This window comes from Streptomyces sp. NPDC092370 (assembly GCF_044755265.1).
GTDB lineage: Bacteria > Actinomycetota > Actinomycetes > Streptomycetales > Streptomycetaceae > Streptomyces.
Window position 1 is genome coordinate 81,524 of sequence record NZ_JBIVQO010000012.1, and the last position, 21,532, is coordinate 103,055.

18 protein-coding genes and 1 pseudogene are annotated in these 21,532 nt (G+C 70.9%); 8 read left to right on the forward strand and 11 right to left on the reverse strand.

What is annotated here, in order from left to right; genetic code table 11:
* Window positions 1–174 precede the first annotated feature (174 nt).
* Window positions 175–1,263: a branched-chain amino acid aminotransferase gene (locus ACIQHQ_RS30035; protein WP_402617671.1), complete on the forward strand. Its 1,089-nt coding sequence runs from the start codon at window positions 175–177 to the stop codon at window positions 1,261–1,263.
* Between the two features lie 169 nt (window positions 1,264–1,432).
* Here the strand turns inward: ACIQHQ_RS30035 and ACIQHQ_RS30040 are convergent.
* Window positions 1,433–1,833, reverse strand: a pseudogene (locus ACIQHQ_RS30040) (cytosine permease); the annotation flags it as partial.
* 407 nt (window positions 1,834–2,240) lie between these two features.
* Between ACIQHQ_RS30040 and cimA the strand changes: the two are divergent.
* Window positions 2,241–3,845 (forward strand): citramalate synthase, encoded by a 1,605-nt coding sequence (cimA, locus tag ACIQHQ_RS30045; protein ID WP_402617674.1) that lies wholly within the window; start codon window positions 2,241–2,243, stop codon window positions 3,843–3,845.
* Window positions 3,846–3,881: 36 nt separating this feature from the next.
* Here the strand turns inward: cimA and ACIQHQ_RS30050 are convergent, their stop codons facing one another.
* Window positions 3,882–4,541, reverse strand: a complete 660-nt coding sequence (locus ACIQHQ_RS30050; protein ID WP_402617677.1) for an SLATT domain-containing protein — start codon at window positions 4,539–4,541, stop codon at window positions 3,882–3,884.
* A gap of 142 nt (window positions 4,542–4,683) precedes the next feature.
* Here ACIQHQ_RS30050 and ACIQHQ_RS30055 point away from each other — a divergent pair, with 142 nt between their 5' ends.
* The gene (locus tag ACIQHQ_RS30055) at window positions 4,684–6,045 is read left to right on the forward strand and encodes a hypothetical protein (RefSeq protein WP_402617680.1); all 1,362 of its coding nucleotides are present in this window, start codon (window positions 4,684–4,686) and stop codon (window positions 6,043–6,045) included.
* A gap of 202 nt (window positions 6,046–6,247) precedes the next feature.
* A complete protein-coding gene (locus ACIQHQ_RS30060) occupies window positions 6,248–6,826 on the forward strand; it encodes a YdeI family protein (RefSeq protein WP_402617682.1) in 579 nt (192 codons plus the stop codon).
* Window positions 6,827–6,938: 112 nt separating this feature from the next.
* Here ACIQHQ_RS30060 and ACIQHQ_RS30065 read toward each other — a convergent pair whose 3' ends face one another.
* Together ACIQHQ_RS30065 and ACIQHQ_RS30070 are read right to left on the reverse strand one after the other, a co-directional pair.
* A complete protein-coding gene (locus ACIQHQ_RS30065; protein WP_402617685.1) occupies window positions 6,939–7,724 on the reverse strand; it encodes a S1 family peptidase in 786 nt (261 codons plus the stop codon).
* Window positions 7,725–7,944: 220 nt separating this feature from the next.
* Window positions 7,945–8,550, reverse strand: a complete 606-nt coding sequence (locus ACIQHQ_RS30070) for a YceI family protein (protein WP_402617688.1) — start codon at window positions 8,548–8,550, stop codon at window positions 7,945–7,947.
* Window positions 8,551–8,808: 258 nt separating this feature from the next.
* On the opposite strand from ACIQHQ_RS30070, the gene ACIQHQ_RS30075 reads away from it, so the two are divergent.
* From ACIQHQ_RS30075 to ACIQHQ_RS30090, 4 genes are all read left to right on the forward strand, one after another.
* Window positions 8,809–9,666, forward strand: a complete 858-nt coding sequence (locus tag ACIQHQ_RS30075; RefSeq protein ID WP_402617690.1) for an SDR family NAD(P)-dependent oxidoreductase — start codon at window positions 8,809–8,811, stop codon at window positions 9,664–9,666.
* Window positions 9,667–10,179: 513 nt separating this feature from the next.
* Window positions 10,180–12,585, forward strand: a complete 2,406-nt coding sequence (locus tag ACIQHQ_RS30080) for a polysaccharide lyase 8 family protein (protein ID WP_402617693.1) — start codon at window positions 10,180–10,182, stop codon at window positions 12,583–12,585.
* Window positions 12,586–12,739: 154 nt separating this feature from the next.
* The gene (locus ACIQHQ_RS30085; protein ID WP_402617696.1) at window positions 12,740–14,323 is read left to right on the forward strand and encodes an acyl-CoA carboxylase subunit beta; all 1,584 of its coding nucleotides are present in this window, start codon (window positions 12,740–12,742) and stop codon (window positions 14,321–14,323) included.
* Between the two features lie 35 nt (window positions 14,324–14,358).
* Entirely contained in the window at window positions 14,359–14,553 is a 195-nt protein-coding gene (locus ACIQHQ_RS30090) for an acyl-CoA carboxylase subunit epsilon (RefSeq protein ID WP_402617699.1), read from the forward strand.
* A gap of 146 nt (window positions 14,554–14,699) precedes the next feature.
* On the opposite strand, the gene ACIQHQ_RS30095 is transcribed toward ACIQHQ_RS30090, so the two are convergent.
* From ACIQHQ_RS30095 to ACIQHQ_RS30125, 7 genes are all read right to left on the reverse strand, one after another.
* On the reverse strand, window positions 14,700–15,281 hold the full coding sequence (locus tag ACIQHQ_RS30095) for an ATP/GTP-binding protein (protein ID WP_014675207.1): 582 nt from the start codon (window positions 15,279–15,281) through the stop codon (window positions 14,700–14,702).
* Complete coding sequence (locus ACIQHQ_RS30100) at window positions 15,262–15,846, reverse strand: DUF742 domain-containing protein (protein ID WP_402617702.1); 585 nt, start codon at window positions 15,844–15,846, stop codon at window positions 15,262–15,264. Before ACIQHQ_RS30100 ends, ACIQHQ_RS30095 begins: the two co-directional genes overlap by 20 nt.
* Window positions 15,847–15,940: 94 nt before the next feature.
* Window positions 15,941–16,354: a roadblock/LC7 domain-containing protein gene (locus tag ACIQHQ_RS30105; protein ID WP_033321188.1), complete on the reverse strand. Its 414-nt coding sequence runs from the start codon at window positions 16,352–16,354 to the stop codon at window positions 15,941–15,943.
* 10 nt (window positions 16,355–16,364) lie between these two features.
* Window positions 16,365–19,676: a nitrate- and nitrite sensing domain-containing protein gene (locus ACIQHQ_RS30110; protein ID WP_402617705.1), complete on the reverse strand. Its 3,312-nt coding sequence runs from the start codon at window positions 19,674–19,676 to the stop codon at window positions 16,365–16,367.
* A gap of 375 nt (window positions 19,677–20,051) precedes the next feature.
* Window positions 20,052–20,627, reverse strand: a complete 576-nt coding sequence (locus ACIQHQ_RS30115) for an ATP/GTP-binding protein (protein WP_097220936.1) — start codon at window positions 20,625–20,627, stop codon at window positions 20,052–20,054.
* On the reverse strand, window positions 20,608–21,003 hold the full coding sequence (locus tag ACIQHQ_RS30120) for a DUF742 domain-containing protein (protein ID WP_030851927.1): 396 nt from the start codon (window positions 21,001–21,003) through the stop codon (window positions 20,608–20,610). Before ACIQHQ_RS30120 ends, ACIQHQ_RS30115 begins: the two co-directional genes overlap by 20 nt.
* 110 nt (window positions 21,004–21,113) lie before the next feature.
* Window positions 21,114–21,527 carry a roadblock/LC7 domain-containing protein gene (locus ACIQHQ_RS30125; protein WP_030851929.1) on the reverse strand — a complete coding sequence of 138 codons (414 nt, stop codon included), beginning with the start codon at window positions 21,525–21,527 and terminating at the stop codon, window positions 21,114–21,116.
* Between the last annotated feature and the right edge of the window lie 5 nt (window positions 21,528–21,532).

Genomic DNA, 21,532 nt, shown 5'->3' on the forward strand with positions numbered 1-21,532 from the left:
GTGCCACCATCGACCACCGGGCCGCATTCACCCCGTTCCTTGCGCCGCCGCCCCCGGGCGATAATCGAACGCGAGGCCGCGGAACGAGGGAATGCTCGGACGTCCTAGCACTGGTCACCATCAGAGCAGTACCGAGCGCGGCCCGTCACTACAACCGGTGAAGGACATCAACCCATGACGACGCCCACGATCGAGCTCAAGCCCTCCGCCCACCCGCTCTCCGCCGCAGACCGCGAGGCGATCCTGGCCAACCCCGGGTTCGGCCGCCACTTCACCGATCACATGGTGACGATCAAGTGGACGGAAGGCCGGGGCTGGCACGACGGTCAGCTCGTGCCGTACGCGCCGATCTCCCTGGACCCCGCCACCACGGTTCTGCACTACGCGCAGGAGATCTTCGAGGGGCTGAAGGCCTACCGCCAGGCCGACGGGTCCGTCGCCACCTTCCGCCCCGAGAAGAACGCCGAGCGCTTCCAGCGTTCCGCCCGCCGGCTCGCGATGCCCGAGCTGCCGGTCGAGACGTTCATCGAGGCCTGCGACGCCCTGGTCCGGCAGGACCAGGCATGGGTGCCGGCGCACGGCGGCGAGGAGTCCCTCTACCTGCGCCCCTTCATGATCGCCACCGAGGTCGGTCTGGGGGTGAAGCCGGCCAACGAGTACCTGTTCCTGGTGATCGCCTCCCCGGCCGGGGCGTACTTCCCCGGTGGTGTGAAGCCGGTGTCCATCTGGGTCTCCGAGGACCGCGTCCGTGCCGTCCCCGGTGGCATGGGCGACGCGAAGACGGGCGGCAACTACGCGGCGTCCCTGCTCGCCCAGGCCGAGGCCGCCACGAAGGGCTGCGACCAGGTCTGCTACCTCGACGCCGTGGAGCACACATGGGTCGAGGAGCTGGGCGGCATGAACCTGTACTTCGTGTACGGGAACAAGATCGTCACGCCGACGCTCACCGGGTCGATCCTGGAGGGCGTCACCCGGGACTCCCTGCTCGCCGTCGCCCGTGACCTCGGGTACGAGGCGGAGGAGGCCCGGATCTCGGTCGACCAGTGGCAGCGTGACTCGGAGGACGGGTCGCTCACGGAGGTCTTCGCCTGCGGTACGGCCGCGGTGATCACTCCGGTCGGTACGGTGAAGCGGTCCGGGGCGGAGTGGAAGCAGAGCGAGGGAGAGCCGGGCGAGGTCACGCTGCGGCTGCGCCAGGCGCTGCTGGACATCCAGCGCGGTACGGCCGAGGACAAGCACGGCTGGATGCACCGGCTGGGCTGAGTCGTCCTCGGTCCCGGGGGGCTTCGCGTGGGGGTGGCCGAAGAAGACCAGCCCGCCCCGGACCCCCGGGCCTCGCCCCTCCACCGCCCGATCGAGTCGGGCAAGACGTAGTGGCTGCCTTGACCGGCCCCGGGTTCCCGCCGCGCGGAACCCGGGGCCGTCAGCGCGTACGCCACCCCGCCCACCACCCCCGACAGCAGGAAGCTGCAAGTCCACCCCGCCCTGCGGCGGCCCGGCCGGCCGGCACGCTCACCATCACGTCCCCGCCGATCCACACGGTCAGCGCCGTGTGACCGAGGGCCGGCGGGTGCCCGACCACCGAGCCGGCCAGCCGCCCGCGGACTCCGAACGGGGGCGCCGGAGGGGGCCGACCGGTTGGTGCCGGTGCGCAACGGGACCAGCGCCAGCGGGGCCGTGAACAGCCACGCCCACCACCGTGCCCGCGAGCACCGCGCTGACCTACGACCACCAGTCCGGGCCGAAGGGCGGCGGCAGCCGGCCCAAGACGATCACTCCCAGGCAGAGGTCGGAGCCGAGCGCTGTTCGATCGGCATGGGCCGCCGCGCCCACGCCGGCGCCGCGGACCGAGAAGGCGAGCGTCGCCCCGGACGGCACCGACGGCGAGGCCCCGCCCGGCGGGCCGAGCCTCGCGCGTCCACGCCCGTCACGGGGGGTGACCGACCGCATCCTGAGACGGCGGTGAGCGAAGCGCGGGGTTGTGCCAGACTTCCGCCGTGCTCTCGTTCGCCACGATTATTGGCAGCAGGCGCGCCGGTCCGCAGTGACCGCCACGTACGACCAGGTACGGGCGGACACCGTCGTCCTCGACCCGCGCGCAGACCTCTCGCACCCGCGAGAGGTTTTTCGCATTTTCGGCCCACCCACAGCCGGAGGCGAGAGCGCGAGGGAGTATGTGAGGGCGGTGGAGCCGGTCATTCCGGTACGACCGAGATCCCATCCTCAGGAGCCTTGAGACCATGACCGCTAGCAGCGAGCTCGACGATTCGTTCCACGTCTTCGACACCACCCTGCGCGACGGTGCCCAGCGGGAGGGCATCAACCTCACCGTCGCGGACAAGCTGGCCATCGCACGGCACCTGGACGACTTCGGGGTGGGCTTCATCGAGGGCGGCTGGCCGGGCGCCAACCCCCGGGACACCGAGTTCTTCGCCCGCGCCCAGCAGGAGATCGACTTCCGGCACGCCCAGCTCGTCGCGTTCGGCTCCACTCGCCGCGCCGGCACCACCGCCGCCGAGGACCCCCAGGTCAGGGCGCTCCTGGAGTCGGGCGCGCCGGTGATCACGCTCGTCGCCAAGTCGCACGACCGCCATGTCGAGCTCGCCCTGCGCACGACCCTGGACGAGAACCTGGCCATGGTCCGCGACACCGTCTCCTTCCTCAAGGAGCAGGGCCGCCGCGTCTTCATCGACTGCGAGCACTTCTTCGACGGCTACCGCGCCAACCCGGAGTACGCCAAGGCGGTCGTCCGTACCGCGTCGGAGGCCGGCGCGGACGTGGTCGTCCTGTGCGACACCAACGGCGGCATGCTCCCGGCCCAGATCCAGGCCGTCGTCTCCACCGTCCTCGCCGACACCGGCGCCCGCCTCGGCATCCACGCCCAGGACGACACGGGCTGCGCCGTCGCCAACACCCTGGCCGCCGTCGACGCGGGCGCGACCCACGTGCAGTGCACGGCCAACGGCTACGGCGAGCGCGTCGGCAACGCCAACCTCTTCCCGGTCGTGGCGGCCCTGGAGCTGAAGTACGGCAAGAAGGTGCTGCCCGAGGGGCGCCTGCGCGAGATGACCCGCATCTCGCACGCGATCGCCGAGGTCGTCAACCTCACCCCCTCCACGCACCAGCCCTACGTCGGCCTCTCCGCCTTCGCCCACAAGGCCGGTCTGCACGCCTCGGCGATCAAGGTCGACCCGGACCTCTACCAGCACATCGACCCCGAACTGGTCGGGAACACCATGCGGATGCTGGTCTCCGACATGGCCGGGCGCGCGTCCATCGAGCTCAAGGGCAAGGAGCTCGGCGTCGACCTCGGCGGCGACCGCGAGCTGGTCGGCCGGGTGGTGGAGCGGGTCAAGGAACGCGAACTCGAGGGTTACACGTACGAGGCGGCCGACGCGAGCTTCGAACTCCTCCTGCGCGCCGAGGTGCAGGGCATGCCGCTGCGCTACTTCGAGGTCGAGTCCTGGCGGGCGATCGTCGAGGACCGGCCCGACGGCTCCCACGCCAACGAGGCCACGGTCAAGCTGTGGGCCAAGGGCGAGCGCATCGTCGCCACCGCCGAGGGCAACGGCCCGGTCAACGCCCTCGACCGCTCCCTGCGCGTGGGCCTGGAGAAGATCTACCCCCAGCTCGCCAAGCTGGAGCTGGTGGACTACAAGGTCCGCATCCTGGAGGGCAGGCACGGCACCAACTCCACGACCCGCGTTCTGATCTCCACGTCCGACGGCACGGGCGAGTGGTCGACGGTCGGTGTCGCCGAGAACGTCATCGCCGCGAGCTGGCAGGCCCTGGAGGACGCGTACACCTACGGCCTGCTGCGCGCCGGAGTCGCTCCGGCGCAGTAGCCGCACTCCCGCCGGGGCGGGTGCCCGGGGCGCGTGTCACATCGCCGTGTCCCGGGAGCGCGGTACCGGGACCTCGCCGCCCCGGTCACGGCCGGGCGTCCGGTCGAGGCGGAAGAGACCCGCGGTGTGGGAACGCTGGCCGCCGGCGGTGCTGGTGGAGCGGGTCAGCTCCTCGACGCCGTCGGCCAGATACCCGACCCACGCCGTGCCCTCGTCCTCGATGATGCGCTGGGCGTCGGCCCGCAGCCGCTCGATCACGCCGAGCAGGGCGGCCTGCTCCTTGTCGCTGGGGGAGTCGGTGGTCCTCAGGAACGCCTGCGCCCAGTCGGACTGCGCCTTCTTGAGGATCTGCTGCAACGCCAGCTCCGCACGGATGTAGCGGGTCCAGGACGCCGAGAACCCGAAGATCCGGTCGAAGAGGACGCAGCCGGCGCCGCCGGCCAGGAACACGAAACCCCACTCGGGCTGCACGGCTGTGGGCGCGGCCGCGTGCACCAGCGGTGTGATGGTGCCGACGATGCCCAGCAGCGTGGCGAGCGCCCGCAGCGAACGCGACCACAGCGACGGTCCCCTGCGCCGGGCGAGATACCAGCCGATCGCCGACGTCACCTCCGCCTCGGCGTGCCGGAAGAGCTCCCACAGCAGGTCGGCCCGCGTGCGCGACCGGTCCAGCTCGGTCAGTTCGGACACCGTCATGTCCGCAGCCCTGCGTCGTCCGAACATGTCCCTGTCCCCGCCCCTCATGGATGGCCGAAGGGCATCCTAGGCGCAGCCGCGTCGACAAATCTCTGCCTCGACGGATCACCCTTTTTGCGCCCTTTCAGGTAGCTTCGAACATATGAAGGCCGTGCTGGTGCGTACCGTCGTACGTCTGCTGATCGTGCCGTTCGCCGCCGTCCTGGCGGTGCTGCTGGCCGGTGCGTCCGGGGCGCATGCGGCCACCGACCTGTCCGATGTCGCCCGGCACCTGCGCGAGAGCCCCGTCTACGTCGATCCGGCCGCCTCGGGACAGCTGGCCGCGTCGGACGCGGAGGCCCTCGCCGACAAGATCAAGGACGCGGACAAGCCGGTGTTCGTGGCGGTCCTCCCGGCCGGCTACCCCACGCAGGACCTCTTCCGGAACCTCCGCACCGAGACCGGTGTCACCGGCCTGTACGGCGTCCACCTCGGCGACCGGTTCGACGCCCGGGCCGACAGCTCCGTGATGAGTCGCCAGGCGGTGTCCAACCTGGTCACGGCGGTGCAGAACGGGGGCGACACCAAGGCCCAGCTGAACGACTTCGTCGACGATGCCCTGCGCAACGTGGGCGGCTCGGCGCCGAGCGGCTGGAGCGACGGCTCGGGCACCGACGTGCCGGTCGGCGGCCTGATCACGGTCGGCGCCCTGGTCGCGGCCGGCGGCGCGGGCGCCTACACCCTGGCCCGCCGCAACCGGCGCCGGCACGAGGAGGAGCAGCGGGCCGCGCTGGAGAAGCTGCGGGTGGTCGTCGACGAGGACATCACCGCGTTCGGCGAGGAACTCGACCGGCTCGACTTCCACCCCGGGGAACCCGGCGCCGACGACGCGATGCGCGCCGACTACGAGCGTGCCCTGGACGCCTACGAGCAGGCGAAGTCGCTGATGGCTGGCGCGACGAAACCGGAGGACGTCCGGGCCGTCACCCAGGCCGTGGAGGACGGCCGGTTCTCCCTCGCCCGCCTCGCGGCCCGCCGCGAGGGCGGAGCCCTGCCGGAGCGCCGGCCGCCCTGCTTCTTCGACCCGCGCCACGGCCCCTCCGTAGCCGACGCCACCTGGACGCCCCCGACCGGCAGCGCCCGCGAGGTCCCGGTCTGCGCGGCCGACGAGCGGCGTCTGGCCGAGGGCCGCGACCCGGTGATCCGCGAGGTCGACACCGACTACGGCCGCCGCCCCTACTGGGAGGCCGGTCCGGCGTACGGCCCCTGGGCCGGCGGTTACTTCGGCGGCGGTCTCCTGCCCGGCCTCCTCGTCGGCACCATGCTCGGCAGCATGATGGCCGGCCCCGCCTACGCGGCCGACTACGGCTCCGGCTACGGCGACTTCGGCGGCTACGAGGGCGGTGACGTCTCCGGCGCGGACTTCGACACCGGCGATTTCGGAGGCGGCTTCGGGGGAGGGGACTTCGGTGGCGGGGGAGGCGACTTCGGTGGCGGGGGTGGCGACTTCGGCGGCGGGTTCTGAGCGGGGCCTGTACGAGGGTCTCGCCGAAGACCGACCCCGAGTCCGCGGACTCGACGGCCAGGACGCCGATGCTCCTGGACCGCCCTGGGTTTCTCACGGGCTGGGCGCCTTGCCGGACGCCGTCGGCCAGGCCCGTGAACAGGCCCGCGCGCTGCTCGCGTAGCGGACACGATCTGTCCTATCGCGTCCCTACCGTGGGGCCATGACCACCTCCGACGCCCCGGACCCTGTCTCCTTCACGACCACGGCCGACCTGGACGCCTGGCTCACCGACCATCCGGCCCCGCATCCCGGCCTGTGGGTCAAGGTGGCGAAGAAGGGCTCGGGCATCCCGTCCGTCAGCGCCGCCGACGTCAACGACGTGGCCCTCTGCCACGGCTGGATCACCGGGCAGCGCAAGGGCCTCGACGCGTCGTCCTACCTCCAGAGGATCACCCCGCGGCGCCCCGGCAGCCTCTGGTCCATGGTCAACGTCCGGCGCGTCGAGGAACTGACGGCCGCCGGACGGATGCGGCCGGGCGGACTCGCCGAGGTGGCGGCCGCGCGGGCGGACGGCCGGTGGGAGGCGGCGTACGCGTCGCAGAAGGAGGCGGAGGTCCCTCGGGACCTGGTGGTGGCCCTGGCCCGGAGCCCTCGCGCCGCCGCGGCCTTCGAGGCGCTGGGCCGCACGGACCGGTATCTGGTGATGCTCGGCGTCCTGCGGGCCAGGACGACGGGGAGCCGGGCCGCGCAGGTGGCGGCGGCGGTGCGGAGGCTGGAGTCAGGGAGCGCGCACGGCTGAGGCCGGGCGGTCGTGCCGTCGCGAAGCGCCGGGCCCGGACGCCGCTGCATGCCGCGGGGCCGAACGCAACGGGCCCGGCGCCTCATCGGCGTCGGGCCCGCGAAGCCGTGGGTCAGAGGGTCGATGCCGCCGAGGCGATGGCGGAGGCGAAGGCGGAGACCTCCGTGTAGACGCCGGGGGCCTCGGGGCGGGCGCAGCCCTCGCCCCAGCTGACGATGCCGACCTGGATCCAGTCGCCGGCGTTGTCCTTGCGGAACATCGGGCCGCCGGAGTCGCCCTGGCAGGTGTCGACGCCGCCCGCGTCGAAGCCCGCACAGATCTCCTCGCCGGCGACGAGGTCGCCGTAGAGACCGCCGTAGGCCTTGCAGGCGGAGTCGCTGACGAACGGGACGGTCGCCTTCAGGAGGTAGCGCTGCTGGGAGCCGCCCTCACGGTTCGCGCCCCAGCCCGCGACGGTGAAGTCACCGGTGTTGTACTGCGCGGTGGTGGCGATCTTCAGAGTCGGCAGGTTGATCGGCTGGGCGAGCTTGATGAGCGCCCAGTCCTTGCCGGTGCCGTTGTAGCCGGGGGCGCGCAGCACCTTGGTGGAGCGGACCTGGACCCGGCCGCTGGTGGACTGGAGGTCGACGACCCCCGCGGTGGCGGTGATGCCGGTGTTGTTGCCGGACCGGCCCACGCAGTGCGCGGCCGTGAGCACGATCTGCTGGGTGTAGAGCGCACCGCCACAGCCCATGGAGAGCCGGACCATGAACGGGAACTCGCCCTGTGCGGCCCGGGTCCCGCCGACGACGGGCGAGGGGGCGGCCTGTGCGGCGGAGACGGGCTGAAGACTGGCGATCGCGAGCGCGGCGGCGCCGAGGACCGCGCATCTCTTGAGGGCCGTCAGAAGTCTCTTCAACGTGATGCCTTTCGTGGGGGGTTGACCGGGGAGATGTGCAACCGAAGCATCAGATTGACGAGTGCATGACAGCAACAAGGGCAAAAAGAACGTCCATGTGCTGGCATGGACTGGTCAAAACACTGCTGCTGGATTATGAGAACGCCGACAGTCTTTGCACAAGGGCCCGGAACCGGCCAGACCGGCCCGGTGGCGTGTCACCGGGCCGGTCCCGCGGGGCTCACGCGTTCCTGACGGCCGAGATGTCGAAGTTGAGCTTGATCTTGTCGGATACCAGGACACCGCCGGTCTCCAGCGCGGCGTTCCAGGTCAGGCCCCACTCGGAGCGCAGGATCTCCGCCTTGCCCTCGAAGCCGACGCGCTCGTTGCCGAAGGGGTCCTTCGCGGCACCGTTGAACTCGAGGTCGATGGTGAGAGGGCGGGTGGTGCCCAGGATCGTCAGGTCGCCGGTGATCCGGTAGTCGTCACCGCCCAGCGCCTGTGCCTCGGTGGAGCGGAACGTCATGGCCGGGAACTCGTCCGCCTTGAAGAAGTCCGCGCTCTTCAGGTGGCCGTCACGGTCGGCGTTGCCCGTGCTGATGCTGGCCATCACGACGTCGAGGGAGGCCGTCGATCGCGACGGGTCGGAGCCGTCCAGGTGCAGCGTGCCCGTGAAGTCCTGGAAGCTGCCCTTGACGTTGGTGACCATGGCGTGTCGGGCGACGAACCCGATCGTCGAGTGGGCGGGATCGATCGTGTAGTCGCCGGTCAGGGCGGCCGGCTCGGGGGTCACGGCGGTACCGGTGGTGGTGGCGGTCCGGGCGTCGTCGCGGCTGAAGATGCTCATGGTGTGTACGCCTCCTGAGTGGGATGTTGAATCTTTAACTACTCCAACGAGGCCCACCGTAGACCTATTCCGTTCAATGTTCAACATCTTCGCGCGGGTAGGTCCACGACGCCTTCCGCGGCCCCCTAAAGTCCCCCGGTTGGCGCAACCGCGCGCCCTGCGGTGGCGGCCTCCGGCGAGAAGGGGTTCCGTTTCTAGGGAGCGCATGGAGACAGACGAGAGACCACGGCGGACGCACAGCGCAGGGGAGAGCGACTCGTGACACTCACCGGCTCCGGCTCGGCCTACGACCCGCCGGCGGACCCCGTCCCGCACCGCGCCACGACGCCCGTCCCCGACCGGGTGAACCAATACGGGCCGCCGCGGCGTCTCGACCGGCGCGTCGCCCTGGTCACCGGAGCCTCCTCGGGTATCGGCGCGGCGACGGCGCGGCGGTTCGCCATGGACGGCTGGCAGCTGATCCTCAACGGGCGAGACCGGCACCGCCTGGAGCAGACGGCGTTCGGTACGTCGGCCGTCGTGCTGCCCGCCGACCTCGCCGCCCCGGGCGGTCCGCGTCTGCTGGCCCAGTCCGCGCTGCACACCACCGGCCGGATCGACGTCCTGGTCGCCGGAGCGGGCCTCGGGTGGACGGGCCCCTTCGCCGCCATGCCGCACACCGACATCGACCGGGTGCTGACCCTGGACCTCAACGCCACGCTCCACCTCGTACGCGAGGTGCTGCCCTCCATGATCGCGGCCGGACGGGGCCGCGTGGTGCTGCTCGGCTCGGTCGCGGGCTGCGTGGGCCTGCGAGAGGAAGCGGTGTACTCCGCCGCCAAGGCCGGCCTGGCCGCCTTCGCCGAGGCGCTGCGCCAGGAACTGCGCGGCACGGGCGTCGGGGTGACCTTCGTCGTGTCCGGAGCCGTCGACAAGGCCTTCCAGCCCCGCCGCGGCAGGCCCTATGACGGCAAGCGCTCCGGTCTCCTCTCGCCCGGCTGCGTGGCCGGCACCATCTGGGAAGCCGTGCGGCACAACCGCGACGAGGCCTACGTCCCCACCTGGCTCACCGTCCCGGGCCGGGTCCGCGGCCTGGCACCGGGCCTGTACCGCCGCCTGCTGAACCGCTTCGGCTGACCCCGGACGGCTTTTCGCGGTTCCGGCCCTCCCGGCCGTTCACGTTTCCGCCCTCCCGGCGGATCGCCGTTTCGGCTTTCCCGGCCGTTCGTGGTTGTGGCGCGCCCGGCGGATCGCGGTTTGGGCTTTCCCGGCCGTTCGTGGTTGTGGCGCTCCTGGCCGTTTCCGGTTGTGGCGTTCCTGGCCGTTCACGTTTCCGCCCTCCTGGCGGATCGCGGTTTGGGCTTTCCCGGCCGTTCGCGGTTGTGGCCCTCCTGGCGGATCGCGGTTTCGGCTCTCGGCTCTCCCGGCGGATTGCGGTTCTGGCTCTCCCGGCCGTTCGCCGTTCCGGTCACTCCGGCGGTCGGTGGCTCCGGCCGTCTTGGCTTCGCCGTTCCGGTCCCCCTGGTCGTCAGTGGTTCCGGTAGTCCCGGCCGTTCGCCGCTTCCGGTCGCCCTGGCCCGTTCCCCCGTTGCGGTCACTTCGGCCGGATGCACCGTTCAGGTGACTGTCTCCCCGTGGTAGGGCATGGGCATGACTCCCCAGCGTCGCGTCCTTCCCCCCGGTACGGCCGTGGCCGCCGCCCGGCTCCGGCCCAGCCGCCGCGCCCTGCTGCTGGCGGCCACGGCCCTCGCGGCGACCGGGGGCGCAGCGCCCGCGGGCCGGGGCGCCGACGCCGCGGATGAGCCGGCCGACCCAGGCGACCTGGGCGGCCCGGGCGATCCGTACGACACCCTCCGCCGACGCTGGCTCGGCATCTTGCTCGGCACCGGCTACGACCCGGCGGCCGAGCCCTACGCGGCCCGGCTCGCCGAGACCGGCACACTCGCCCGCGGCCTGCTCGCGAGCATGGCCCCGGCGGCGGACTCCCTCTGGCCGGGCCACCCCTTCGACCCGCCGGCCGGCATCACCCTCGGCTACGGCCGCCTGTGGACCATGACCCGGGCCTACGTCCGGCAGGGCACCGGCTCGACCGCCGACCCCGGCCTCCTCGCCGGCATCCTGCGCGGCCTCGACCACCTCTCCGCCACCGTCTACCACCCCTCCACCCCCCGCTACGGCAACTGGTGGGAATGGCAGATCGGCAGCCCCCGTCCGCTGATGGACATCACGGCCGCCCTGCACGAGCAACTGGGGGAGACCCGGGTGCGCGCCGCCTGCGCCGTCGTCGACCACTTCGTCCCCGACTCGGCCCTCGGGGACTACACCGGCACCTCCACCGGCGCCAACCGCGTCGATCTGTGCCGTTCCGCCGCCCTGAGCGGCATCCTCGGCCGCGACCCCAAGAGGATCGCCCTGGCACGGGACGCGCTCTCGCCGGTCTTCCCGTACGTCGTCCGGGGCGACGGCCTCTACGCCGACGGCTCGTTCGTCCAGCACACCTGGGTCGCCTATTCGGGCACCTACGGCCAGGTCATGCTCGACGGTCTCGGCCGGCTCCTCGCCCTGCTCGCCGGATCCGACTGGGAGATCACCGACCCCGACCGGCAGATCGTCCTCGACAGCGTCGAACGCGCCTTCGCGCCGCTCCTCCACGACGGGCTGGTCATGGACAGCGTCAACGGCCGGGCCATCAGCCGCGGTCACCTCCTCACCGACGACCGGCCGGTCATGCGCAGCGACCATTACCACGGCCACCAGCTCATCGCCGCCATCGCCCTCCTCGCGGCCGGCGCGAGCCCGGCGGAGCGCGACCGCTGGCACGCCCGTATCAAGGGGTGGGCCGAACGGGACATCGTGAGCCCGATCCTGACGGCCCCCCAGTTCGGGGTCGCGGACCTGTCCCGGCTCAACACCATCGCCGCCTCGCCCGTCCCGGCCGCCCCCGAACCCGCCGGGCACCACCTCTTCGCCGCCATGGACCGGGCCGTCCACCGCCGACCCGGCTTCACCGTGAGCATCGCCATGGCCAGCGACCGCATCGCCCACTACGAGTGCGGCAACGGCGAGAACGCGCGCGGCTGGCACACCGGCGCGGGCATGGTCAGCTGGTGGGCCTCCGCGAGCGACCAGTACACGGACTGGTTCTGGCCGACCGTCGACTGGTACCGCCTGCCCGGCACCACCGTCTCGACCAAGCGGCTCGCCGACCGCGAAGGCGGTGAGTGGGGTGCGGCCCGCCCGGACACGCGCTGGGTCGGCGGCGCCACCGACGGCACCTACGCGGCCCTCGGCCAGCACCTCAAGGGCCTCGGCTCCACTCTCGAAGCCCGCAAGTCCTGGTTCTGCGTCGCGGACGCGGTCATCTGTCTGGGAGCCGGGATCACCTGTGCCGACGGCGTCCCGGTCGAAACGATCGTCGACAACCGCAACCTCGGCGAATCCGGCACCCAACGCTTCGTCAAGGGCCCGAACTGGGCCCACCTGGAGGACCACGGCGGCTGGGTCCTGCTCGGCCGTGAGCCCAGGGCGCTGCGCGAGGACCGCACCGGCGCCTGGTCCGACATCAACACCGGCGGCACACCGCAGCGGCGCACCCTCCGTTGGCAGACCCTCTGGCTGGACCACGGCACCGACCCCGAGGACGCCACGTACGCCTACGTCCTCATGCCCGGGGCGTCCCGCCGGGCGGTCGCCCGCCGTGCCGCCGACCGCCGCTGGATGTCGGTGCTCGCCAACGATGCCGCCCGCCAGGCGGTCACCGTGCCCTCCCTCGGCTGCACGGCCGCCAATTTCTGGAGGACCGGCACGGCGGGCCCGCTCACCGCCTCCGCGGCCGCGAGCGTGCTGACGGTCCGCCGGGGACGTACCGCTACCCTCTGCGTGAGCGAACCGCCGCGCACGGGCGAGCCCCTGGAGATCACCTGGGACGGCCCGGTCCGCCGGGTCGTCCGGGCGGACGAGACGGTCGAGGTGCTCTCCACAGGCCGCCGGTTGCGCGTGCGCGTCACCCCTGGGGAGGCATGCGCCACACACATCTGTGAGGTGGCTCTCGCCTGATCGTTTTGTGCGGCCCCTACAAGCGACACGCCCGCTGAGCAGTCGGAAAGGGTCAACGCCGCCCTGGTTCTGTTCAGTGGTACCAGGAAAACACGCCGGAGACTGTGAGGAGTCGACGGCCCGCATTCCTCGGTTGGCTTCGTAAGGTCGCTACATGACCGTTTTGGATGAGGCGCCGGGTGAGCCGACCGACGCGCGCGGACGCGTGGCCGAACTGCACGAGATCCGTGCGCAGGCGATGGCCGGACCGAGCGAGAAGGCGACGGCGGCGCAGCACGCCAAGGGCAAGCTGACCGCGCGGGAGCGCATCGAACTCCTCCTCGACCCGGACTCCTTCCGGGAGGTCGAGCAGCTGCGCCGGCACCGGGCCACCGGCTTCGGCCTGGAGGCCAAGAAGCCGTACACGGACGGTGTGATCACCGGCTGGGGCACGGTGGAGGGCCGCACGGTCTTCGTCTACGCGCACGACTTCCGCATCTTCGGCGGCGCCCTGGGCGAGGCCCACGCCACGAAGATCCACAAGATCATGGACATGGCCATCGCGGCCGGGGCGCCCCTGGTGTCGCTGAACGACGGTGCGGGCGCCCGTATCCAGGAGGGCGTCTCGGCGCTCGCCGGCTACGGCGGCATCTTCCAGCGCAACACCAAGGCCTCGGGCGTGATCCCGCAGATCTCGGTGATGCTCGGTCCGTGCGCCGGTGGCGCGGCCTACAGCCCGGCCCTCACCGACTTCGTCTTCATGGTCCGCGAGACCTCGCAGATGTTCATCACCGGCCCGGACGTCGTCAAGGCGGTCACCGGCGAGGAGATCACGCAGAACGGCCTGGGCGGCGCCGACGTCCACGCCGAGACCTCGGGCGTGGCGCACTTCGCCTACGACGACGAGGAGACCTGCATCGCCGAGGTCCGCTACCTCCTCTCCCTGCTCCCGCAGAACAACCGCGAGAACCCGCCCCGCACCGAGTCCTCCGACCCGGCCGACCGCCGCTCGGACGTCCTGCTGGACCTGGTCCCGGCGGACGGCAACCGGCCCTACGACATGGCCAAGGTCATCGAGGAGCTCGTCGACGACGGCGAGTACCTCGAGGTCCACGAGCGCTGGGCCCGCAACATCATCTGCGCGCTGGGCCGGATGGACGGGCAGGTCGTCGGCATCGTCGCCAACCAGCCCCAGTCGCTGGCGGGCGTGCTGGACATCGAGGCCTCCGAGAAGGCGGCCCGCTTCGTCCAGATGTGCGACGCCTTCAACATCCCGATCATCACTCTTCTGGACGTCCCCGGCTTCCTCCCGGGCGTCGACCAGGAGCACGGTGGCATCATCCGCCACGGCGCGAAGCTCCTCTACGCCTACTGCAACGCGACCGTGCCGAGGATCTCCCTGATCCTGCGGAAGGCCTACGGAGGTGCGTACATCGTCATGGACAGCCAGTCCATCGGTGCGGACCTCACCTACGCCTGGCCGACCAACGAGATCGCCGTCATGGGCGCGGAGGGCGCGGCCAACGTCATCTTCCGCCGCCAGATCGCCGAGGCCGAGGACCCCGAGGCCATGCGGGCCCGCATGGTCAAGGAGTACAAGTCCGAGCTGATGCACCCCTACTACGCGGCCGAGCGCGGCCTGGTCGACGACGTCATCGACCCCGCGGAGACCCGCGAGGTGCTCATCAAGTCCCTCGCCATGCTCCAGACCAAGCACGCGGACCTGCCGTCCCGCAAGCACGGCAACCCGCCGCAGTAACCCGGCGGACATCTTCCTCACGGAGACTGACACCCATGGAATCCTCTGACATCCGCGTCGAGAAGGGCCACGCCGAGCCCGAGGAAGTCGCCGCCATCACGGCCATCCTCCTGGCCCGCGCCGCCGCCCGTCCCACGGACCCGACCCCGGCCCACCGCGGCCGCATCAAGGCCGGCTGGCGCCGCCTGGAGCGCGAGCCCGGCTTCCGCGCCCCGCACAGCTGGCGCTGACCTGACCGACCGCGGAACCCGGAAGAAGGCCCCTCATGGAGGGGCCTTCTTTTTTCGGCGGGCGGGCCCCGGACACACAGCAGCCCCGGACACACGACAGCCCCGGGCAGCCGATGGCCGCCAGGGGCTGTCCCGCGGAGAGGGAACTAACGGAGCCGTGCCATCAGCGCGTGCTCCACCAGCGTGATCAGCGCCGACTTCGCGTCGGCGCGGTGCCGGGCGTCGGTCGTGATGATCGGGGTGTCAGGGCCGATCTGGAGCGCCTCTCGCACCTCGTCCGGCGTGTACGGCTGCTGGCCGTCGAAGCCGTTCAGCGCGATGACGAACGGCAGGCCGCTGTTCTCGAAGTAGTCGACGGCGGGGAAGCAGTCGGCGAGCCTCCTCGTGTCGACCAGCACGATCGCGCCGATGGCGCCGCGCACCAGGTCGTCCCACATGAACCAGAAACGGTCCTGGCCCGGCGTACCGAAGAGGTACAGGATCAGGTCCTGGTCCAGGGTGATACGGCCGAAGTCCATGGCGACCGTCGTGGTCGTCTTGTCCCCGGTGTGGGTGAGGTCGTCGATGCCGGCCGAAGCGGACGTCATGACGGCCTCGGTGCGCAGCGGGTTGATCTCCGAGACGGCACCCACGAACGTGGTCTTGCCCACGCCGAAGCCGCCAGCCACCACGATCTTCGCGGACGTGGTGGAGCGGGAAGGCCCTCCGCTAGAGCTTGCGAAGTCCACTGAGCACCCTTTCGAGCAGTGTCACGTCTGGCTGGCCGCCGGCGTTCTCGTCGCCGCCGGGCTGATGGATGGCGACCAGTCCCGCCTCCGCCAAGTCGGCGACGAGGATCCTGGCCACGCCGAGAGGGATCGTGAGGAGCGCCGAGATCTCGGCGACCGACTTGATTTCCCGGCAGAGGTTGCAGATCCGCTGATGCTCGGGCAACTGGCCCTGCATCTGGTGCGGCTGCGCAGTGGTGTGCACCAGCGCCTCGATGGCGAGCTGGTAGCGCGGGCGGGTCCGGCCGCCGGTCATGGCGTACGGACGCACCAACGGATTGTGGTGGTTCGACCCCCCGCCGGGCGTCGGCTCGGGGCTGCGGCGCTGCGGTTGCACGGGCTGGATGCGCGGCGCCGGCGGCTGGTCGTACGGCGAGGGGCCGGGGCCCTGCGGCGCGTACGGCTGCCGGTGGCTGGGCGCGGAGGGGAAGTTGTAACGGTTCGGGTTCTGACCACCGTCGCCCTGACCCTGGGCAGGGCCGTACGACCAGTTGTCCGAAGACGAACCGCCTGGGGGTGTTGCCACTTTCTCCTCCTCCGACTGTGCCTGGCACCCATCGCTGTGGAGCCGCGTCCCAAGACCTTACGGCCCCGGGACGCCAAAACGCACCGTCCGTCTGTTAGTTGAGCAGGCTCCCCTGGAGCTCCGCACGAAGGTCCGGTGTCAGGACCGTACCGGCTCGGTCGACCAGCAGCGCCATCTCGTACCCGACGAGGCCGATGTCCGCCTCCGGATGCGCGAGGACCGCGAGCGACGATCCGTCTGAGATGGACATGATGAACAGGAATCCCCGCTCCATCTCCACAACCGTCTGATTCACGCTGCCACCCTCGAAGATCCGGGAGGCGCCTGCCGTCAGAGACGTCAAACCGGAGGCGACGGCCGCGAGCTGGTCGGCGCGGTCACGGGGGAAGCCTTCGGACATCGCCAGAAGGAGTCCGTCGGCGGAGACCACCACCGTGTGGGACACCCCCGGGGTGTTGTCCACGAAGTTGGTGATCAACCAGTTCAGGTTCTGTGCCGCCTGGCTCATCGGGCTCACACTAACGCTCCTGGTTGTAGGTGCTGTCAGGACCGAAGCCCTGGCCGTTCGTTTCACTGCCTGCGCTGCGCCCGCGCTGGACGCCTCGACGCAGGTTGCTCAGCCTGCCCCGGACGTCCTCCGGGGCGCGGGAGACCTGTGGGCCTCCCTGGTGGGTGCTTTCGGCGGCCCCCTCGATCAGGTTGGCCTTGGGCACCCGCCTCGGCAGGCCGGAGGAGGTGACCCCGCCCGCCTTGGGCTTCCGGAGCTGCGAGGCCTGCTGCCACCGCTCGTCGTTCGCCGAGCGCCAGTCGTCCCCGTTGTTCCCCGGAGCGGAGGCCGGCGGTTCCTGGCTCACCTGGCGTGCGCCACCACCCGTACCGTTCGCACCGCTCGCGGTGGGTCCACGGCGGGGAAGCCCGGCGTCGGTCATCGTGTGAGCGGCGGAGGGGCTCGATCCCGGACGGTCGAAGCCTACGCGGTCCTGCTCACTCGCGTCAGCGGCCTGCGCAGATTCCGTTTCCGGGGCTTGAGAAGGGTACTGGCTCGGGTAGCCGTTCTGGTAACCGTCCTGCTGCGGCCAGTCATCCTGGTGACGGCGCTGTTCGAACGCGGCGAATCCGCCCTGCCCGCCCGTGCCCTGCGCCGAGGGCTTCTCCTGAGCCGGCTCCGCATAGGAAGGCTCCGGGTAGCCGCCGTTCGGCGAGAAGGTGTCGTTCTGCGGCAGGCCGCCGCCCGGCGCGTAGTACTGCTCATCGTACGCCGCCCGCTGCGGCTCCTCGTACGCCGTGTGCCGCTGCTCCTCGTACGACGCCTGCTGCTCCTCGTAGGGCGCCTGACGGTCGTACGCGGACGGCTGCTGCTCCGGGTAGCCGCTCTGGCCGGTGTCGTAGGCCTGCCCGGCGTCGTAGCCCTGCTGCCCGTTGGTGTACTCGTCGCGGTACCCGGTCGCCTCGGTGGACTGCTGGTCGCTCTGCCCGGGCAGCGCGGGCTGCTCGTGCGACTGGGCCTCCAGGGCCGCCCGGCGCTCCTCGCGCATCAGGGAGCGGCCGACGGGGTCCAGCTCCCGTATGTCGTCGGGGACTTCGGAGTAGCGGCTGTCGTCGAAGCCGAGCTCCGCGGCCGTGCGCATGGGCTGGCCGAAGTTCTCGCCGCCGAAGTTCTGCTCCGGGATGATCTGCGAGACGGTGAACTCGTCGCGGTCCACGTGGTGCTCGCCGCCACCACCGTGGGTGATCGCGTCCGGCAGCATGACCAGCGAGGTCGTCCCGGCCTGCTCGCCCGAGGGGCGCAGCTGGACGCGGATGCCGTGCCGGTCCGACAGCCGGCCGACCACGAACAGGCCCATGCGCTGGGAGATCGCGGCGTCCACGGTCGGCGGGTTGGCCAGCTTGTGGTTGATGTCAGCGAAGTCCTCGGCGGTGAGGCCGATGCCCTTGTCGTGGATCTCGATCATGACCCGGCCGTCGGGGAGACGGGTGGCGGTCACGCGGACCTTGGTCTGAGGGGAGGAGAACGTCGTCGCGTTCTCCAGCAGCTCGGCGAGCAGGTGCACGAGGTCGGTCACGGCACGGCCGTGGATCTCGGCCTCCGGGACGCCGGACAGCTCGATGCGCTCGTACTGCTCCACCTCGGAGGAGGCGGCACGCAGCACGTCGACCAGCGGGACCGGCTGGTCCCAGCGGCGGCCGGGCTCCTCGCCGGCGAGGACGAGGAGGTTCTCGCCGTTGCGGCGCATGCGCGTGGCCAGGTGGTCCAGGCGGAAGAGGTTCTCCAGCTGGTCCGGGTCGGCCTCGTTGTTCTCCAGGTCGGTGATCAGGGTCAGCTGGCCCTCGATCAGGGACTGGTTGCGGCGCGACAGGTTGGTGAAGATCGCGTTGATGTTGCCCCGCAGCAGGGCCTGCTCGGCGGCGAGCCGGACGGCCTCGCGGTGGACCTGGTCGAAGGCACGGGCGACCTCGCCGATCTCGTCCGTGGTGGTGATCGGGATGGCCTGCACACGGGTGTCGACGCGGCCCGGGTCGGTGCGGGAGAGCTGGTCGACCAGCATCGGCAGGCGCTGCTCGGCGATGCCGAAGGCGGCGTTTCGCAGCTGGCGCATCGAGCGGCTCATCTGGCGGGCGACCGCGCCGGCCAGGATGAAGGCCAGGAGCAGGGCGACCACGACGGCGGCACCGGTGATGTAGGCGTCACGCTGGGCGTCGTCGGCGATGTCGGACGCTTCGCTCACGGCCTTGTCGGCCAGGTCCGTCTCGATCTTCTCGTACGCGTTGAACTTGAGGGTGTTGACCGCCCACCAGTTCTCGGCGGTGATGCCCTTCTCGGCGAGGGCGGCGCGGGCGCTCGGGTCCGTGCTCTGGAGCGTCGCGACGGCGGAGATCATCGTCGTCGGGTTGGACGGCGGCGGGACGTAGTCCGGGTTCTTGGCCTTGGCCTCCCGGGCCATCACGGCGGCGTCGGCCTTGATCTTGGTCTCGGCCGCGTCGAGCTTGGCCGCGTCCTGCTCGGTGCCGCCGCCGATGTACTCCTGCACGGCGATGCGCTCGAGATAGGCGTACGAGGACAGGGCGATGCGCTGGCTGGCCAGGTTGCCGGCGTCCGGGCCCGGCTTGACCAGGATGTGCATGCCGATGGAGCGCTGCAGCGACAGGGCCGCCTTGGTGAGCTCGATGGCGTACACGGTCCGGCCGTAGCTGGTGATGTTGCCGGTGCCCAGACCCAGCTCGTTGGCGAACTCCGTCAGCGGGTGGGCGACCTCGACGTAGCCCTCCTCGGTCTGCACGCCCCTGAGCTTGGAGGTGTACGCGACCTGGCGCAGGGTGGCGAGCTTCGGCTCCGCCTTGCGGAACAGGTCCAGCCGCCGCTCCAGGCCGGGCTTCGCCGGCATGTTCTGGGCCGCGGCGTCGAAGGCGTCGGCCGCCTCGTCGGTGGCCTTGCGGACCTGCGTGACGGTCGCCTTGTCCTGCGCGGTCTGGGCACTGCCCTTCAGCAGGGGCGCCGCCGAGGCGTCACGTTCGTTGTAGAGGGCGTTGGCGTAGAGCAGCGAGGCGCGGACCAGACGCGCGGTGTTCTCCGCGTCCTCGGCCTCCTGCCAGGTGTCGATCGAGCTCTTCACCTGGAAGCCGCCCATGACGAGGCCGACCACCACGGGTATGAGCAGGATGGCGTTGAGCCTGGTCGCCACGCGCCAGTTGCGCGGGGAGAGACGGCCGCCGCTCTCGGCGGGCGCGGCCGTCGGCTCCGAACCGGGCACGGGGGCGGGCGCCGCTGTGCGCGGCGGCGGGGTGAAGTTGCCCCGGGCCGACGGCTCGGGACTGTTCTTGCTTCGCCTCACTCGACCAACAACCTCTCGGCGGTCGGCACCAACGTTGTGCCGCAGTGTTCAGAGCCCAACACGACTCGATGGACGAGTACGTCATTGACTATTGGGCAGTTCAGGCATTCCAGCACGACGACCTGCGCTCTTCCAAACAGTCCGGGGAGGGGATTCAACGTGATGTAAGCCCCAGATAAAACGGTCATAAAGAGCGAGCCCCGCCAAAAGGCGGGGCGATTGTGAGCGCAGCGAGACCGGATGTGCGCGACGCGTGGCCGTACCACCCCATTCCTCTGCCGAAACGTTATGAACACCTTGGCCGACCGTGTCAAAGGACACAGCCGGCTCCGGCGCATCTACGACAACTGCCGTATGGCGTATCTGAATTGGGTGCTACCTCAGCCGTGCCATCAGAGCGTGCTCGACCAGTGTGATCAGGGCACTCTTCGCATCCGACCGGTGGCGGGCGTCGGTGGTGATGATCGGGGTGTCCGGTCCGATCTGCAGCGCCTCGCGCACCTCTTCGGGCTGGTAGGGCTGCTGGCCGTCGAAGCCGTTCAGCGCCACGACGAACGGCAGACCCGAGTTCTCGAAGTAGTCGACTGCCGGGAAGCAGTCGGCCAGGCGCCGGGTGTCCACGAGCACCACCGCGCCGATCGCACCGCGCACCAGGTCGTCCCACATGAACCAGAAGCGGTCCTGGCCCGGCGTACCGAAGAGGTACAGGATCAGGTCCTGGTCCAGCGTGATGCGGCCGAAGTCCATGGCCACCGTGGTGGTGGTCTTGTCCCCGGTGTGGGTCAGGTCGTCGATGCCCGCGCTGGCGGAGGTCATCACGGCCTCCGTGCGCAGCGGGTTGATCTCCGAGACGGCACCCACGAACGTGGTCTTGCCCACGCCGAAGCCGCCGGCCACCACGATCTTCGCGGAGGTGGTGGATCGACCCGCGTCAGAGCTTGCGAAGTCCACTGAGCACCCTTTCGAGCAGTGTCACGTCCGGTGCACCGGTGGCGTCGTCGCCGCCCGGCTGGTGGATCGCGACGAGACCGGCCTCGGCGAGGTCCGCGACCAGGATCCGGGCCACACCCAGCGGCATGTTGAGCAGCGCCGAGACCTCGGCCACCGACTTCACCTCACGGCAGAGGTGGCAGATCCGCTGGTGCTCCGGGAGCAGTCCCATGAGCGCGGCGGGGTCCGCGGTCGTACTGATCAGTGCCTCGATGGCCAGCTGATAGCGCGGCCGTGTCCGGCCGCCGGTCATGGCGTAAGGCCGTACCAGCGGCTGGTCGCCCTCGTCCTCGTACGGCTCCGCGTACGGATCATGAGAGGCGGTGGGCGGGGTCATGGGTCCTCCGGGCGGGACAGCAAGTCGGTCAGCAAGCCGTCTGACGGGGCCTGTGTGGGGTATGTGGCAGCCGGACGGTGATGTGGTGAGACGGGTGGTGCCGGGGCCGATCAGTGGAGCAGGCTGCCTTGGAGCTCAGCTCGCAGGTCGGGGGTGAGGACCGCGCCCGCGCGGTCGACCAGGAGCGCCATCTCGTAGCCGACGAGGCCGATGTCGCACTCGGGGTGGGCGAGAACGGCCAGGGACGAGCCGTCCGAGACGGACATGAGGAAGAGGAACCCTCGCTCCATCTCCACGACCGTCTGCGCCACCTCACCACCCTCGAAGATCCGGGAGGCGCCGGCCGTCAGAGACGTCAGGCCCGAGGCGACGGCTGCGAGCTGGTCCGCGCGGTCGCGCGGAAAACCCTCCGACATCGCCAGGAGGAGACCGTCGGCGGACACGACGACGGTGTGGGACACCCCGGGGGTGTTGTCCACGAAGTTGGTGATCAACCAGTTGAGATTCTGTGCCGCCTGGCTCATCGGAC